A 16,843-nucleotide genomic window follows, 5' to 3' on the forward strand; every position below is an offset into this window, starting at 1 on the left:
GCGCGCGTCCTGCTCCGCAGGAACGACGCGCCGACGCTACGCGTCGGTTCAGCCCCCGCTCCGCGGGGGCTGGGCTCGGTCCCTCCGGGACCGGATCCGCTCCGCGGATCGAGTTGGGTCGTCGGTGCGGTGTCCCGATCGCTCCGCGATCGTGCCTCCTCCCCGACTTGCCTTCGCTTTCAAGTCCAACTTGACTGAGGTACAGGTTAATTCGGCTAGCAGTAGGGCCGGCGGTCGCCGGTTCTGCCCGACTGGGTGCTTGGTGACGGCTCGTCAGTTACGACCAGAACGCCGTGCCGTGCCAATCCTGTGTGCCGCTGCTTCCTTGTCTCCAAAACTTTGGAGTATTGGAGTTCTGCCACTCCCCCGCATTACAGGAGATGGGACCCGGGGCGCCGCGAAACGAGGCTGCCGCCGCACTGAGCTCAGCGGCCAAACCTCAGCCGTTTGATGGCCCGACGGTCCCGGGAGCACGGACCAGATCGATGCCGTGCTCGGCAAGGGTGGCGGACACCAACTCTTTTTGCTCTGAGGGAAGTTGATCAGCGTTCAGCTTAGTGCGGACCTTGGCGAGCCAGGGACCGATCATGACACGGTCGCCGTCCACCTCGATCCATTCTCGGGCGCCGGGAGTGCGTCCCCATCGTGCCACGAAGAGCCCGAGGATCTCGGCGGTTTGCGCGAACGTGCGCCGCCGCGGTGTGCCCGGCCGGCCCGCGGCGTGCCCCTGGTCCAGGAGGGCGCGGTCGGGGCTGATTCCGATGCGGGCGAGCAGGTCGCGCTGGCCGGGGTCGAGGTCGGGCCAGCTGGTGAACTGGCGATGCAGCCAGCTGCCCGCCTTCACCCCATGGATGACTGTGTCGCGGCGCAGCGTGCTGGGGTGGTTGCCGGCTTCCAGGTGGCGGCGCAGCAGATGGTACTTGCGATGCCAGTCGGGGCCGTAGGGGAGTTTCCAGTCTGGGTCGAGGGCGGTGAGTTGGTTGTCGCGGTCGAGGGTGAGGCGGTCCTTTCGGGCCAGGGAGCGCTGGTCGGCAAGGAACTGGCCGCCGGGTTGTTGGGTGGGGATGGCAAGGTGGCCGTGTTCGGCGTGGAAGGCCTCTACGGTGGCCAGGTGGCCTTGCCAGGTGGCCTCGTGGTCGTCCCAGATCATGCCGAGATCCTCGAGCTCGGCGATCCATGCTGGATGGAGGGCGCCTGCCTGGTAGGCGGTGCGCTGGCTGGTGATGAATTGCCCCAGCCGGTAGCCGTAAGCGTCCTCGTAGTCGGCGCTCACGCGCAGGTGGCTGTGTTCGCTTTGGTAGCGGATGGCGGCGGCAAGGCCGGCGCGGCGGGGGGCGGACAGGACGGCGCCGTGGGAGGGCCAGACGAGCAGGTCCAGAGCGCGGGCGATCGCGGTGGGGTCGAGGGTGTGGTCGAAGCGGAAGCGGCGGGTGATGTAGGTGTGGGAGTCGCGGGCGGGATGCTGGTTCTTGGCCCGGGGGGCGCGGGCGGCGATGGTTTGGTCGTGGTGGCGCAGGGCAGAGGTGACCAGCCAGAGGGCTTCGTAGGGGGTGCCGAGGAGGTCGGTGGGGTCGGCACCGGGCGGGATGTAGGCGGGGACGACGAGGCTGGCCGTCTTCGTCGTGGCGGTGGGTGGTTTGCGCAGGGCGCGGCCGAGGGCCTGGACGATGCGGCGGACGCTGGCGGTGCGGTCGGCGAAAACGACGGCGTCGACGGCCGGCAGGTCGACCCCTTCGCCAAGGACCTTGGCGTTGGCCAGCACGGCCCGGTCGGCGTCGCTGAAGCGGGCAATGATGTCGGCGCGCCGGCGGGGGCTGTGGGTGCCGTCGATGGACTGCACGACGACGTCGTCCGCCCAGTCGGGGCGCAGTTCGTCGGGGAGGGTGCGCAGGGTGTGGGCGAACTGGCGAGCAAAGTCGGCGGCGTCGGCGATCTGCTGGAAGTAGACGAACACGTGCCGCAGGTCCTGCTCGCGCATGGCTTTGAGGATGGCCACGTGCAGGGCGGTGGTGCGGCGCGCGGTGGGCCCGGCTTCCGGATCGGTGAGCGCGGTGTGCAGTTCAGTGTCGGTGACGGTGGGGACGACGAGCTGGTAGTCGGCTAGGACGTCGTCATCGATGGCGTCGGCGTGGGAGTAGGTGTGCAGGCGGGGGCCGAAGATCTGCGGCTGGTCCATGGTGGCCAGCAGGGCCGGGTCGTCCCAGGCCGGTGCTGTGGCGGCGGTGCGCTTGGGCTGCGCCCTGGTGGTGGGCAGCTCGGTCAGGCGTGGGGCTTCCCACACATACGGGGTGGCGGTGAGGTAGAGGCGGCGATCGGCAGGGATGCGTTCGTTGTCGTGCAGCGCGGTCCAGTTCTTCTCCCAGGTGCCAGCCGTGGCGTGTGCTTCATCCACGATCAGCAGGCCGAAGACGGGGGCGGGGAAGATCGCGGAGTGTTGGGCTTCTTCGATCTTGGATAGCGAGTCGTAGGTGAAGAAGACCGTTGCTTTGGGGTGGCGGGCGAGCCAGTAGGCCAGGTACTCCCCCGCGTTGGCCGATTCGACCTTGGCCTCTGCGAGGAGCGGGTGTGATTCGGCGCGTAGCGAGGAGACGGTGATCATCGACTCCTGGCGGCCGTCCGCGCGAGCCGCTGCCGCCCACTGCGCGACCAGGTCCAGGCTGGGCACTGCCACTGCCAGGTGTCGCACGCCGAGTTCTTCGGCGACGCGCAGTGCGAAGAGGGTCTTGCCGGTGCCGCAGGCCGAGACGACGTGTCCGCGGGTGCGCGGGCGGCGCAGGTGGCGGATTGTGTTGGCGAGGCCCTCTTGTTGGTCGGTGCGCAGGGCCAGACGCCCGGTGTGTTTTGTTGCGGTGGGACTGGCGGTCATCGCGCGTTTCCTCGGCATGCGTGAGGGGCTGACTCGCGTTCATTCTCGCGTACGGAGGGGGTGTGGCGCAGTGTCTCTTGGTTGCCGGGGGCGCGCTGTGGGCCACGCGCGCCCCGTGATCTGCGTCGTCGGTTGTGGGTCACGGGCGATGATGGCGGCTAGGTTGCGCCGAGAAGAGCGCGAGTTGATCGCCGTGGGGCCCAGAGAGGGCCGGTCTTCCTCTTCTTGATTGCGGGCGTTCCGATTGGTTGTGTTTTGTGAGGGTGAGTTCTCTCCCTCTTGATTTCATGCGGCCCGGCGGAGGGCTGTCTTGCGAGCCGTAGGCAGCCGCAGAAGGTCTTGGAGGGGCGTGCCGTGTTCGGCCCATCGGCGCAGTCGGTCCCGGTCGACCCAGTGCACCTGGTGGCGTTCGCCCCATGTTTTGGCGTCCCGGGTGAAGGAGCCGTTGGTGACCACGACTGCGGTGTCGGCTCCGTGCACGGGGCCTGCGGTGCCTTTGACCTGGTACATCACTGATGAGCCGACTTTGCCGGCGACGGTGGTGTGCTTGGCCTCAGAACGATTTTGCCGAGTTGGCGGTCCTCGCCGATGACGTCTGCGGCCTGGTCTCCTTGTCGGCCGACCTGTCGTGCGTTCCAGCCGTCTCGGAGGAGCAGGTCACGCAGGGCGAATTCGAAGGCCCGGTCGTCCATGGCGTCGAGCTGTGCGAGCGTGATCCGCAGCCGGGCCAGCGTCTGGGCCCGCACCTTCTGGGCCCGTACCTCGCGCATGAACTTCCAGGCTGCGTACCCCAGGGCGAGAGCTGCAAGCAGGGCGAGCAACGGCCAGATGCGGACGGCTGCCTGCCATGTGGCTGTGGCGATCTTGGCCAGCAGCCAGAGTGCGGCGCAGGCGACGGCCGCGGCGGCGGCCTGTTCCCTGCCGCCGCGGGGTGGGCGCAGCCGGGGCGAGCGGCGGGGCATCAGTGGCCCACGCTCGATGAAACTGATGGGGTAGGGGTTTGCGGTGTTGTCGGGGAGGCTTCTCCGAAGCCGATGAGCTGGCTCCATAGCCACACCACCGCGATCAGCCCTGCGATCGACCAGCCGCTCAGTTTCTTCGCGCTGGGGCGGGGTTTGCGCCGGTAATGACTTCGCACCTTGTAGTAGCCCTCGGGCGGCTTCGCCACTGCTTCCTCCTCCGTGTCGTCAGGCCGTCAACTGCGGTCTGACCTCTGGGAATTGGTGTAGCAGCGGGCACTGACAAATCCGCCGGTTTGATCAGTGGAGGCCTTGGCAGTGCCTCGAAAACGCGCCGTGATGCGGTCATGGGTCCGGCAGTGTTCGAACATGCGGGACAGTGGTGCTCGGGTCTGCGGAAATTCCTGTCATGCGGACTGGACTGGCGTGTTCTGGTACGGCTGTGGTGGCCGATGCAGGTGCTCATGCACCGCAGTTCTCTGTTTCCGTCACTTCGATCACATGCAGAAATGGCATGAAGCAGTACGTGTTCGATGCGCTCCTTATGGGAGGCCGGTCGGGTGCCTTCAGAGATGGGGGCGGCTTCGACGCGGGGGCGCTGTGGGGCTGCCTTTCTCGGCGGGGCCGAGAGGGGTACGGGCAGCCCCGGCGGTTGTGGCTATACCTTGGGCCGACGGCGGGTTGCAGATCGGTGAGTGTGCGCGGCCTGGGGCTTGCGTTTCGTCGGCGAGGGCGGGTCGGGCGTCCGTCGTGGGGTCATTCGGCCGCTTCGGTGAGGTGTGTGAGGGTGGAGCCGTCGATGTTCTTGGAGATGTGCAGGCGTTGGGTGATGCGGCGGCGCAGTTCGGGGACGTGGCTGATGAGTCCGACGGTGCGGTCGTGGGCGCGTAGGGAGTCCAGGACGTCGAGGACTTGGTGGAGGGTGTCTTCGTCGAGGGTGCCGAAGCCTTCGTCGATGAAGAGGGTGTCCAGTGCCTGGCCGCCGGCTTCGGCGGTGACGATGTCGGCCAGGCCCAGGGCGAGGGCCAGGGAGACGTAGAAGGATTCGCCGCCGGAGAGGGTGTCGGTGTGGCGTTTGTGTCCGCTCCAGGCATCGAGGACTTTGAGGTCCAGGCCTGATTTGGCGCCTCGGGCGGCTCTGTCGTCGGAGTGGACGAGGGTGAAGCGGTGGTGGGACATGCGTGACAGGCAGGTGTTGGCGGCGTCGACGACGTCTTCGAGACGGGCTGCCAGTACGTAGGACTCCAGTTGCATGCGGAGCTGGTTGCTGGGTGAGCCGCCGCTGATGAGGCCGTGGAGGTGATCGACGGTGCGGTAAGTGTCCTCGAGGGGTTCCAGGCGCTGGATGTGGGTGTCGAGCTGAGCGGTGAGGGTGGCCAGGGCGGTTGCGCGGTCGGCGGCCTGGGTGGCGAAGGCTGCCGTGCGGGAGTGGGTTGCGGTGGCGGTATTCAGTTCGGTGACGGCGTGCTCGAGGTCAGCCGGAGGCTGGGCGATGGCTGCCTGCAGTTCGGGTTCGGCGAGCCGGGCGGTCAATACAAGGCACTGTTCACGCCAGTGGGTGATTTGGCTCTCGATCGCGGTGAGTTCGTCGTCGGGCAGGAGGGCGGCCGAGGCTTCGGCCGGGGAAGTGAAGCCTGCCGCGTGCGCTGCCTGCTCCGCGAGAGCGGCGGCGCTGTGGCGGCTTGCGGCGGTTGCTGTCACGGTGGCCGCGCACGCGGCGGCGGCCTCGAGGCGGCCGGCGTGCTGGGTGAGGTCGGTGATGCGGTCGGCGAGTGTGGCGTGCCCGTTGAGGGCGGTCGCGAGGCGGTGGGTGAGCTCTTCGCGCTGCGTGTGCAGGCTGTCGTAGGTGGCGTCGGCGGCGCCCAGGCGTGCGGTTGCGGTGTTGCGGGTGTGCTCGGTGTCAGCCTGTTCCTTTTCCAGGAGGGCGAGTTGTTCGCCGGCCGGTCCGGCATCGGATGCCTGGGCAAGGGCGTCAGCGAGGTGTTGTTCGAGGGTCGTGCGGTGGGCGGTGAGGTCAGCAAGGGGGGTGTCCCCGCCGGCCTCACCGCGGGCCGTGGCGGCCTGTTCGTTCAGCTGGGCCAGGGCCTCTTTGGCCTTGTTCTCGTTCTGCTGGGCGCGGGTGTGGGCGGCTTCGGCGGCCTGTTCGTCGGCGGCGGTGGGCTGGCCTGGCTGGGCGGTGGCGGGTGCGGGGTGGGTGGGGGAACCGCATACGGGGCAGTCTTCACCGTCGACGAGCCGGCCAGCGAGCTCGGCGACGATGCCGTCCGTGCGACGGCGCCGGATGTCGATGTACGTTTTCGCGGCTTGCTCGGAGTCCTTCTCGGCCTGGCTGAGGACTTTGTGGGCGGCGCTGATCTGCTGGTCGAGGGCGTCACGGCGTCTGGCGGCTTCCAGCTGCTTTTCGACGAGGTTGAGGGTGGGGGTGAGTTCGCGGCTGGTCTCCTGTGCCCTGCGGGCGTCTTCCAGGCGTGCGGCAAGGTCGGCGCGGCGTTGGGGAAGGTTGTTGAGCCGTTCCTGGGCGTCGGTGAGGGTTTCGGTGAGTTGCTGGCGCTCGCGGTCGAGTGCGTCCAGTGCTGCCGTGTGGCGCTGGAGGGTGGCCTCGTCGGGCAGGAGCGCTTGGACGGCGCCGGTGTCGGCGTGCAGTTGCTGCGCGGCGTGAGTGAGGGCGGCGGCGTCGAGGGGTGCGTGTTCGGGCAGTAGAAGGGCGCGGGCGCGGCTGTCGTCGTCCAGGGCACGGGTGTGCTTGAGGTCGGCGGTGTGTGCGGTCTCCAGGACGGATTGCAGTTGCTGGGCTTTCACGGCGCGCTCGCGGCGGTCGGCGAGGCGGTCGTGGTGGGCGGTCTGCTCGTGGAGCAGGCTGAGGTCGTGTGCGGTGGTGCGGTGGGTCTGCTGGAGACGGTGGAGGTCGCGGACGGCCTGTTCTGCGATGCGGGCGTGCGCCAGCTGCTGCTCGGCGGTCTCGGTGGCGGTGGTTGCGGCGTCTTGGAGGGTGAGGGCCTGGCGGTGCAGGGCGCTGGCCCAGGCGCGGGCGGGTGCGGTGAGGGTGGCGGGGTCGTCGGCCCGGGGGGCGTCTTGGGCGGGTTCGAGGTCGTCGCCGGCTGCCTGCTGGATGCGTTCGGCCAGGCGCAGGACGTCGGCGCGGGCCTCGTCGCGCATCTTGGCGGTGAGGGTTTTGCGGGTGGCGAGGAATTCTTCGATGAGGCCGAAGCGGCGGGTGCCGAAGAGGGTGCCGAGCAGGATGCGGCGTTCGGATGCGTCGGCGCGCAGGAACTTGGTGAACTCGTTCTGCGGGAGCAGGACGACCTGGCAGAACTGCTGCCGGGTCAGGCGCAGGAGGGACTTGATCTCTTCTGCGGCTTCCTTGTGGGACTTGGTGATGCCTTCCCACTGGCCGTGTCCGTGTTCGTCGAGGACCCACTGGTGCAGGTGGGTTTCGGCCTTCTGGTCGACGAGTTCTGCGCTGTTGCGCAGGTGGGGTCGCTTCTGGGCGGGGATTCTGCGGATCTGCAGGCGCTTGCCGGCGAGGGTTACTTCCAGGGTCACTTCGGTCAGCAGGTTGGCGGGCGCGTGATCGCTGCGCAGCCGCATGTTGCGTTCGTGAGGCGGCAGGCCGTAGAGGGCGAAGCAGATGGCGGCGAACAAGGTGCTCTTGCCGGCGCCGGTGTCGCCGTGCAGGAGGAACAGGCCGTCGGCGGACAGGGCGTCGAAGTCGACGGTGTGCCGGCGGGCGAAGGGGCCGAAGGCCTGCAGGCGCAGGGAGTGCAGACGCATGTCAGACGGTTTCCTTCTCCTGGGCGCGCACGCGCATGTCGTCGACGGCTTCTTGCAGGAGGTCTGCCTCTGCGGTGGTGGGTGGGGTGCCGCGCACGGCGGTGATGAAGTCGTGGGCGATGTCGAGGTCGCCGCGGCCGCGTACCCGTTCGCGGTAGGTGGGGCTGTCGGTGGCCTGTGCCGGGATGCCGGCGGGTACGTGCCGCATGTCCAGCGTCTTGGAGAAGCGCTGTCTGAGTCGTGCCATCGCCTCGTACGGCAGGGCGGTGTCGGTGAGGGTGACCTGCAGCCAGGCTTCGCTGAGAGGTTCGTGTGCGGGGTCGGTCAGCAGGTCTTCGATGCGGCCGGTCAGCCGTGCCAGCGGCAGGTGGAGGCCGGCCGGGATGTCGTGGCGGGTGATCGTGGGGGCGCCGTCGGCCGGCAGGTCGGCCAGAGTAAGGGATTTGGTGTGGTTGGTCTCGGAGAAGGAGTAGGCCAGTGGGGAGCCGCTGTAGTGGATGCGGTCGTTGACGCTCTGCGGGCGGTGGAGATGGCCCAGGGCGGTGTAGTTGATGCCGTCGAAGAGGTCGGCGCCGGCGTGGGCGATGCCGCCGACGCTGATGTCGCGTTCGCTTTTGCTGGTGGTGGCGCCGGTGATGAAGGCGTGGGCGAGGACGACGGAGCGGGTGCCCGGTCGGGTGGCGAGGTCAGCGCGGATGCGGTCCAGTGCTGAGGTGAGAATGGCCTGGTGGGAGGCTGTCTCGGCGTCCAGCTGGGTGCGTGCCAGGGCGGGCTCGAGGTAGGGCACTCCGTAGACGGCGACGGGGCCGTGCTCGTCGTCGAGGAGGACGGGGCGGGCGGCGTCGGCGGGATCGGTGCGCAAGTGGACGCCGGCTTTGGCGTACAGGCCGGAGCCAGTACCGAGACGGTGGGCCGAGTCGTGGTTCCCGCTGATCATGACGGTGGGGATGCCGAGGTCGGCGAGCTGGTGCAGAGCCCGGTCGAACAGGCGTACCGCGTCCAGGCTCGGGATGGCACGGTCGTAGATGTCGCCCGCGATCAGCAGGGCGTCCACCTTCTGGGTGCGGGCGGTGGCGCAGATGTGGTCCAGGACCTTGCGCTGGTGGTCGATCAGATCTTCCCCGTGGAACCGGCGGCCGAGATGCCAGTCCGAGGTGTGCAGGAACCTCATGGGCACAGACCGTAACCAGAGTGGTGGGAGCTACGGGCGGTTTTCCCGATAAACGGTCTTGTTTTAGAGGCTTGGGGACACGTGAGGGAAAGGTTTCTTCGTCTGCGTGGCCGGGTGGCGGAGCCGGACACGGCTCGCAGGGTGATTGTCAGTGGCAGGAGGCAAGATAAGCAGTGGGGGAAGGAGGATGTGATGTCGTTATCGCGTTCTGCCAGGACCGAGCACACTGCGGCGCCCGGGGGCTGCCGGTGGTGCGGAATCGAAGCCCGCGCGCACGCGCGGCAATGGACTGCGGAGGCCGGATGGCACGCCTGGACGGCGCCGACCACTGAGCAGCGCAAGGAGCGCATGCTGCAGCGGCGAACGCAGCAGCAGATCAGCAGGCGAGGGCCTGCACCTCGGTGAAGATGTCCCGTAGCTGCTGGGGAACCTCTTCCGGGGTGGTGAGCATGGACACCAGTGCGTAGAGCATGTCGGCCTTGCCGTTGGGGCTGCTCTCTGCGGCCCGCTGTTTGATCATGTAGAGGATGCGTTCGCTGAACTTGCCGCCCCGGTGTTCGGTGAAGTCGTCGGCGCTCCACAGCTGGCCCTGGGGGCGGGGCCAGTGGGCGTTGGCGGCGGCCGCCCACTGGAGGTCGCTGAAGAGCTCCTCCAGCTCGTTGTAGCCGTCGCTCTCGCCGACGTAGGCGACCTGCTTGGTGAGGTCGAGGCCGGCTTTGATGAGTTTCTCGGTCTTGAAGTGCTTATTGGTGCGGCTGTCGGCGTCGACCATCAGCATGACGGTGCGGTGGTGCTTGACGAGGTAGCCCGCGAGGTGGAGTGCTCCTTCGTTGTTGTCGCAGGCCCACAGGGCGATGCCGGCCGCCTGCAGGGGCAGTCCCTGCGAGAGGCGGAAGAGCAGGGGCACGCACTGCTGCTCGGTGGGGCCTTCGACTGCCAGGAAGCAGCGTTCGTGCAGCAGGACGGAGTTGCGCAGTCCCACCGCGGCGGCGATCTGTCCGAGGTGGAAGTCGATGCCGTCGTGGGTGTCGTCGTCGAGGCGCTCGACGAGGGTGCGGCCGCTGTCGCTGAGCTTGAGGTGGACGACGTCGGCGATGTCGACGCCGTCGATGAGGTTCATCGAGTGGGTGGCGACGATGACGCTGACGTGGGGCAGGGCGCACTGTTTGCGGATGATGTCCATGACGGTGCGCTGGTGGCGGTAGTCGAGGTGGGTGTCGGGCTCGTCGTAGACGACGATGGTCTGCGTGGGCTGCGGCTCGTCCTGCTCGCCCGTCGCTGCGAGTTCGCTGCTCTCGAGGAGGCTGCTGGTCCACTCCCACACGGCGAGGGCGATGCGCCGGGTGCTGCCCTGGCCCGAGCGGGTCAGGTCCACGGGCTCGCCGTCGGCCCTGGAGACCTCCAGCGGCGCTCTCTTGAAGCCGCCCTTGAAGGAGACCTCGGGCTTGACCTCCACGCCGACGAACTCACGGCAGTGTTGGCGGATGTGCCGGCACAGGGAGTCCGCTTCTTTCTCCAGCCGCTGCGTGATCTCCTTCTCGATCTCCCGGACCTGTCCCTGGAGGGTCTCGTCCTCCAAGTGGGTCTCATAGCAGCTGTTCAAGGCGGTGCGCACCGCGTCGTCCGGGCTCTCGTCCTTGCCGCCGAACGCCAGCAGCCGTGGCAGACGTGCCTCGAGGTCTTTCGGCAGCGGCTGCCACTGGTCGGTCTGCGGGACGGTCGTGGCGTGCGCGGTGAGCGCGGCCAGCAGGTCTTCCTTCAGCATGCCCGACGGGATGAGCCCGAACTCGGCGACCAGTTCGGCCAGGTCCTTCTTCATCAGCCGGCCCAGGCCCTGCAGACGGCTGTCGGCGGGCTGCGATCCGAAGAACTCCCAGCACGCCGCCTCGCCGGCCCGTGAGCGACGCCGGATGCGCAGTTCGGCCGGTAAGGGGGCGGCTGCGGCCTGCTCGGCCGTGTCCAGGCGGAAGACGCCCTCCACCCATGTTTCCGCGCAGCGCTGCCCCTTGACGCCCTCGTCCTGCTGATAGGTGCGGTCCTCGTCCGTCAGACGGTGCTCGCCCAGCAAGAAGCCCAGCGCGGCCAGGACCGCGCTCTTGCCGCCGTCGTTGCGGCCGGCCAGGATCGTCGGGCTGCTGACCGGGATGTCCTGCACATGGGTCAGCGAGCGGAACCCGCACGCCGAGAAGCGGATGAGGTGCACGGTCGAGCTGCTCCGTATCTCCCCGCTCCGCCGGGCGACGGACAGGGGTGTGGCGTGCGGGCGTTACGCGTGCGGATGAGACGTCTGAGCACTCATCGCAGGCAGTCATCCTAGAGGGACGCAAAGCAACAGCTCCCCTTTTTACGCCAGTTAGCGTCTCCCTGCTGTGAGGCTCACGGTCGGGCGATCACTGTGCGTACAGGCTGGGCGCATGCCACACGGTGGTCATCTCACGGGGCAAGTCATCAGGACCACACCGTACGGCTGGACGGGCGTGACCTATGGTGGCCGAGGGAGAGGGGGCCGGGTGGGGAACGACAACGCCTACTGGGACTGGCGCGATGAGCAACTGAAGGCCAGCGAGCGCGCCAAGGGCGGAGAACCGTGTCAAGTCTGCGGGGAGCCGGTCCCGGCCAGGGCGCACTGGAAGCACCGCGACCGGCACGTGTGCTCGCCCCGCTGCAATCTGACTCTCAATCGGCGCTTCAACCGCCGCATCGAGCGCGGGGAAATCACCCGGCCGCCCGTGTTCTCACCCGATCCTCAAGGCGCCCGGCCTGCGCGGGCGTTTCGCACTCTGCCTGCTGACTCGCTCTTTCCGTATGAGATCCAGGGCTACTCGCCCAAGCCGGGCGACGTGGTGGAACGGCACGGCTCCGTCGTCGCCGTCCACCGCGCCGTCGATCTGCCGGATTACGCCATCCCCTGGCAGGTGAGACCGCACAGGGGCAGCAGCTGGCAGCTGGAGCAGGTGGCGCTGTCCGTCCACGTGCAGACCGGCGCGGCGTTCTACTACGTCACCGACCACACGTGGACCCCGACGTCTTTGATCCTGGGGGCCTTCCTGGGCCTGAAGCCACTGGATGACACCTTCGGGCCCTTCGAGGCAGAGGGCGGGACGTGGCGTTGGTACACGGAAATCATCCGTGATGTGGACGAGGCGGACCAGGAGTACACCTGGACAGCCTTCGTATGCGGCAAGGAGTCCGTGCCTCGGCTGTGGACACCCGCCTACGCAGCCCGGTCCGAGCGCCTGCAGCGCGTGTCGCGTGCGGCCAGCAGCTACGCCGCCCGGATGCGCGAGCTGGGCCTGGAAGCCACCGTCGAGCGTCTGGATCCTCTCGCAATGTACGAACGCGACGGCTGGATCTGCCAGATATGCAAGACGGCCGTCGAGCGTGAACGGGCCTGGCCCGACATGTGGTGCGCAACCCTCGATCACCGCATCCCGCTCACCGCAGGGGGCGAGCACACGCTGCTCAACGTCCAGCTCGCCCACTGGATCTGCAATCTCCACAAAGGCGACTACTTTCCAGTGGACTTGTAGTCCGTCTGCCGGACGGCAGTCGGCCGGGCACGGCCAAGGAGGCCGACCAGCTCGCCTGGCGGCGACCGGAGCGGATCGCCTACCAGCCTCGTTCGCAGAGGTCCGAACTGTACGACAATCAGTGCCGGGCCTCTCGTGCAGCCCATCGAGTTGCGGACGGCGCTGGAGGTCGTGCCGACGCACAGTCCGCGCACCTGCCCCTCCCCGAAGCTGCCACGCCGACCACACCCCACCGCCTTCTTCACTGTGTGCAGGGCTGGGCGGCCGCTGAGGGGATGTCACGCCCCCCCGACACGCCCGCGTATCCATGGTGACCTGTGCCGACACGGCGACGGCGCCAGGCGGGAGAAAACAGATGGCGCGGTGAGTATCGTCCAGGGAACGCGAAAGAGCCCGGATCGTGTAGATCCGGGCTTCTTCGGCAGTAGCGGGGACAGGATTTGAACCTGCGACCTCTGGGTTATGAGCCCAGCGAGCTACCGAGCTGCTCCACCCCGCGTCGGTGTCCCCTACCATACGCCATCCCAGCAGGCGCCGAAGACCACGTTTCGGCGCGGGCTCTATGCGGCGAAGCCGACATTAGTGACGTACTCGTACTGGCCCCACTGCGAGCCGAGGTCGACGATCGTGTCCTGCCACGCGGCGTCGAGGCCCTGATGGTCGCCGGCCGCCCAGGAGCCGACGATGCGGTCCCAGCGGCGCACGTTCATCGTCCGGTACTCCACCACGCGCTGCAGCTGCTGCGGCACCTGGGACTGGTTGAGCGGGTGGATCTCCACCCGGGTGCCGCGTCCGTCGCGGTTGAGGCGTCTGAGGAGATGGCGGGCGACGTTGTGACGGCGCACCGTCCGGTACGCCTGGTCGATGCGTTCCAGGCTGGTCTTGGAGGGGCGGCGTTTGCCCTCCAGCCAGGCCTTCAGCGTCCGGCGGGTCACGGTGAGTCCGGCGTCCTGCGCGGCCTTCAGGGTCTGGGTCGACTTCGTCAGGTAGTGCAGGCGCGCCATCCAGCCGCGCTTGGCGGTCACGGGAGTGGCGATGCCGCCCGCGAGTTCATCGAGTTTGCGAGCGACGGCGTCGCTGCCCTTGATGCCCTGGGCGCCGAACCGTCCGAAGTCGATGTTCTTCTGCGGCACTACTCCCCCTCGCCTGCGTGCTCACCAGCGTCGGTTCCGGCGGTGTACGTGTCCTTGACCTTGACCTCGGTAACAGCTCGGCCTTCGGGGAAGACACGGCGCCAGTCACCGATGACGTGGAGTTCGTCGGTGCCCATCGCCCGGACGACGGCCAGGCCCTCGTCATGGGCCTTGAGTGCCTTGAGCCAGAGGTTGGCGAAGGCCTGGCTTCGGATGAGGTGCATCCAGTCCGGGCGGTAGAGCTCCCGGTTGTAGTTCGATTCCCCCATGGTGGAGACGAACTTCGAGTACATCGCCTTCACGTACTCCAGCGTCACCGTGTCGCCCTGCTCGATCGCCGTGTCGCGGGCGTCCTTCAGGGCGATACGGAACTTCTCCAGCAGGTTCTCCGTGGCCCCGGAGGTGTACGACTCGTGGATCTGAGGAGGCTCGCACAGCTGGTGCCTGGGGCCGGACAGGCGCAGCAGGAGGCGGAGCGTCGGCTCGGTGACCCACAGGGGACCGGGCTCGTCCCGCTGGCCGATCGGATTGGGCAGCACCGCCTCGTGCTCCCACTCGGGCGGGGTGATCAGGTGGACTCCGGAGCGGCGGCGGTCGTGGGCGAGGCCGGTGGAGTGCTCGAGCTGGCCCAGAGGGAGGTGCGTCTTGAGGGCGGAGAGGTAGGCGCCGTTGATGTCGAGCGCGGTCACCTGATGCCGGCCGGGCGGGAGTTCGTGCCGGGTCCACTTGGGGCGGGCTTCCCAGATCTGGTCCGCGCCGCGCGCGGTCTGCTTCTTGAGGATGTCGGGGATCCAGGGGTGCGCGATCACGTCGTAGCGGGCGCCCTTACGAGTCTCGTCCAGCAGTCGCATCGCGTCCGGGATGGCCCGCTTCACCAGCGCCGCCGTGGCTGCGTCGACGTCGCCCCGGTGCTCGGCAAGCGCACCCTGCACGGCCTCGCGGATCAGGTCGACCGGGCCGGACGTCTCCTGGAACGCGTGGCGGGCCGGGCCCTTGGAACGCTCCGCCGCACGTGCCGGACGTGGCGTGCGCAGCGGCGCTTTCAAGGTGTGCGTAGTGGGCTGTCCGGCTGGCGGGGCAGCTGGGGCCCCGGTGGCGGTGGGCCGGCAGTCGGCCGGGGTCAGGTGCTGAGCGAACCCCGCCACGCGTTGTCCGGCGGGATGGCCGCACAGCACACAGGGCTCGGGGGCGACGAGCAGCTCCACGTCGTCCCCGTCCTCGTCCTGGCCGAGGTCAGGCGAAGACAAGGAAATGGCGGTCGGGGCCGTGCCTGACGTAACGGGCTGCTCCGCAGCCGGTGCCGCCTCGGTCTCGGTCTCGGGCTCGGTCTCGGTGGCGAGCTTGGCGTTCAGTCCGTCCAGCAGATAGGCGTATTTGGTGCGGATCTCGCCGGCCGGGTCCCGGCCGCTTTCCCATCCGCTGAGGGTTGAGGGGCTCACGCCGAGCGCGCGTGCCACCTGTGCCTTGGACAGCCGGGCCCGCTCCCGCAGCTCGCGGCGCACATGGGAGGGCGGGAGTTCGGCCTGGGGGCCGACGGTGTCAAGCAGCGAGTCGATCGCGTCGAAGTCGCTCACCGGTCCGTCCCCCTCGCTTCGGTCCGCCCGGTACGGCGCCTGTCGGCGGGCAGCGCCTCGCACGCTCTGGTCGGACCCGCCAGGAGATCCAGCGCGCTGATGCCGTAGTGCTCGGCCAGGACGTCGACGTCGCGCAGGCTCCAGGAGATGGCGCCCGACTGCCGGCGCGACACCTGTGTCTGCGTCAGCCCCAGCACCCCCGCGACCGACCGCTGCGATTCACCCGTTACCTGCATCAACGCGGCCACCGTCAGCCGCAGCGACTCCTCCAAGTGCAATCCCATGCCACCATCTTACCCGAATCTATGCAACTTCCGCACCGAAATCAGCTTTTCACTATCGCCAATGCAGAAAAGCTTTCAGTGTTCTGAGGGAGCTGAAGATTCTCGGGCACCCGGTGTGTCAGCGATCCACGCCGCCGGGATCACGCGGAAGCCGTCGGGCCGCGCGCCGGGCTTCCCGATTTGCCTGGCGCGCCTGTTCCACCGCACGATCGGACAGGCACCGCGGGCACACGAGATCCACGACACGGCGGCGCAGGGCCCGGCGCAGCCGGAGCCCGGGCGGTGGCGGCCACCCACGGCAGTGGCGGCGCACCGTACGCACTCCAGTGCCCAAGAGCGCGGCGACCAGGGAGGCGTTGCCGGCGTAGCGGGCCAGGAGGAACGCCATCTGCGCCTGGTGGCCGGCCGGGAACCGGGCCGCGAACTCGGTGCGCTCCTCGGGCTGGAGAAGGGCATCGTGGCGTTCGCAGCGCGGCGTCTTCTTGTTGTGCCGGGCGATACCCGGCGAGCTGATGTCCATAGCTCAAGAAGCCTGCCGGGGCCTCCTGTGGACAGCGGGCGGCCATTGAGCAGTGTGCATCGTGAAGTTGCTGGTCACGGGTCTGGTGTGTGCGGGGTTCGGGATGCTCGTGGTGGTCGTGGGTGGATGACTTCGGTGAAGATCGTCGGTCACCGGGAAACTTCGCGGTTTGTGAGGACGCGCAGGGACCTGACCAGGGCGGTCGCCCACGTCGGGTCGGTGCGGACCTTGCCGAGCACGCGCCAGTTCTTGAGGTGGGCGAAACCGTGCTCCACCGGTGCCCGGACCGCTGCCAGTGCGGTGTTCGACAGCTTCTGGCCGCGGGTCAGGGGCCGGTTCCGGGCGGCCTTGTAGCCGGTGATCACCGCCAGGTCGGCGTCGGGACTGCTGTCGTCGAGCCCGACGAAGCCCAGGTCGGCGATGGCGCCGAGGCCGGCCGCCCGCAGCTTGGCGGTGAGCTGGTCGTGGCGGCAGGCGGTGATCTCCGAGGTGCGTCCGGGCCGGGCCGCCGAGACCCAGAGCAGTCGGCCGCGGTCGTCGGTGAGCGAGATGACGAGCAGGCCATGGCATTTGCTCTTGCCGGAGTAGTTCTTCCGGTTCTCTTTACCGGTGCGCCGCCGGGTGCGATTCAGCGTGCCGTCCAACAGCACCACCCCGCCACCCTTGTGGGCGATCTTTTTGAGGGCGCGGTCCAGGCGCGGAGCGCGGGCGGCCAGCAGGCCGACGACTTCCCGCACCCACCTGGTCACGGTGGTGCGATGTATCCCGTTGCCACCGGCCAGGTCGCCCGACCGCTGGTCACAGCGCAGTACCGCGAGCACGATGGCGGCGATCTTCCCCGAGGGGCCCGCCACCGTGAACTGATCTTCTTGCAATGGCCGCGTATCAGATCTGCGAGCCAGTTCAGGGTGGCACTCGGCAGCAGCAGGCGGGCAATGTAGGCAAGGCCGTCAAGGCCCTCGACGGGATGGTTGTTTTTCTTCACACCAAACTCAACTGCCGTCGGCGGCAGGCGAGTTACGCCCCGCCGGCGCA

General features: G+C 68.4%; 10 protein-coding genes, 1 tRNA gene and 2 pseudogenes. 1 reads left to right on the top strand and 12 read right to left on the bottom strand.

Translation table 11 applies throughout. The features are described 5' to 3' along the window. Positions 1-439: 439 nt before the first annotated feature. From ACZ51I_RS29125 to ACZ51I_RS29150, 6 genes and pseudogenes are all read right to left on the bottom strand, one after another. Entirely contained in the window at positions 440-2,866 is a 2,427-nt protein-coding gene (locus ACZ51I_RS29125; protein WP_468881711.1) for a helicase associated domain-containing protein, read from the bottom strand. Positions 2,867-3,151: 285 nt separating this feature from the next. Beyond that, positions 3,152-3,828 (bottom strand): annotated as a pseudogene (locus ACZ51I_RS29130) (restriction endonuclease). Beyond that, complete coding sequence (locus ACZ51I_RS29135) at positions 3,828-4,034, bottom strand: hypothetical protein (protein ID WP_468881714.1); 207 nt, start codon at positions 4,032-4,034, stop codon at positions 3,828-3,830. Before ACZ51I_RS29135 ends, ACZ51I_RS29130 begins: the two are co-directional and overlap by 1 nt. A 547-nt stretch (positions 4,035-4,581) precedes the next feature. Continuing rightward, the gene (locus ACZ51I_RS29140; RefSeq protein ID WP_468881716.1) at positions 4,582-7,596 is read right to left on the bottom strand and encodes an AAA family ATPase; all 3,015 of its coding nucleotides are present in this window, start codon (positions 7,594-7,596) and stop codon (positions 4,582-4,584) included. A gap of 1 nt (position 7,597) precedes the next feature. Beyond that, positions 7,598-8,767: an exonuclease SbcCD subunit D gene (locus tag ACZ51I_RS29145; RefSeq protein WP_468881717.1), complete on the bottom strand. Its 1,170-nt coding sequence runs from the start codon at positions 8,765-8,767 to the stop codon at positions 7,598-7,600. 376 nt (positions 8,768-9,143) lie between these two features. Next, on the bottom strand, positions 9,144-10,970 hold the full coding sequence (locus ACZ51I_RS29150; protein WP_468881720.1) for an ATP-dependent nuclease: 1,827 nt from the start codon (positions 10,968-10,970) through the stop codon (positions 9,144-9,146). Between the two features lie 307 nt (positions 10,971-11,277). Here ACZ51I_RS29150 and ACZ51I_RS29155 point away from each other — a divergent pair, with 307 nt between their 5' ends. Further along, the gene (locus ACZ51I_RS29155; protein WP_468881723.1) at positions 11,278-12,297 is read left to right on the top strand and encodes an HNH endonuclease; all 1,020 of its coding nucleotides are present in this window, start codon (positions 11,278-11,280) and stop codon (positions 12,295-12,297) included. 425 nt (positions 12,298-12,722) lie between these two features. Here ACZ51I_RS29155 and ACZ51I_RS29160 read toward each other — a convergent pair. The 6 genes and pseudogenes from ACZ51I_RS29160 to ACZ51I_RS29185 all read right to left on the bottom strand — a co-directional run bounded on the left by ACZ51I_RS29160 (position 12,723) and on the right by ACZ51I_RS29185 (position 16,793). Next, a tRNA-Met gene (locus ACZ51I_RS29160) sits at positions 12,723-12,796 on the bottom strand. A gap of 61 nt (positions 12,797-12,857) precedes the next feature. Then, the gene (locus tag ACZ51I_RS29165) at positions 12,858-13,430 is read right to left on the bottom strand and encodes a transcriptional regulator (protein WP_468881726.1); all 573 of its coding nucleotides are present in this window, start codon (positions 13,428-13,430) and stop codon (positions 12,858-12,860) included. Continuing rightward, a complete protein-coding gene (locus tag ACZ51I_RS29170) occupies positions 13,430-15,004 on the bottom strand; it encodes a helix-turn-helix domain-containing protein (RefSeq protein WP_468881728.1) in 1,575 nt (524 codons plus the stop codon). Before ACZ51I_RS29170 ends, ACZ51I_RS29165 begins: the two co-directional genes overlap by 1 nt. Further along, on the bottom strand, positions 15,001-15,288 hold the full coding sequence (locus ACZ51I_RS29175) for a helix-turn-helix domain-containing protein (protein WP_468881730.1): 288 nt from the start codon (positions 15,286-15,288) through the stop codon (positions 15,001-15,003). The genes ACZ51I_RS29170 and ACZ51I_RS29175 overlap by 4 nt, the downstream gene beginning before the upstream one ends. A 118-nt stretch (positions 15,289-15,406) precedes the next feature. Continuing rightward, positions 15,407-15,808 carry a hypothetical protein gene (locus tag ACZ51I_RS29180; protein WP_468881733.1) on the bottom strand — a complete coding sequence of 134 codons (402 nt, stop codon included), beginning with the start codon at positions 15,806-15,808 and terminating at the stop codon, positions 15,407-15,409. Between the two features lie 149 nt (positions 15,809-15,957). Continuing rightward, positions 15,958-16,793: pseudogene (locus ACZ51I_RS29185) on the bottom strand (transposase family protein). Positions 16,794-16,843: the final 50 nt, after the last annotated feature.

It is taken from the genome of Streptomyces sp. NPDC034084, assembly GCF_055575535.1.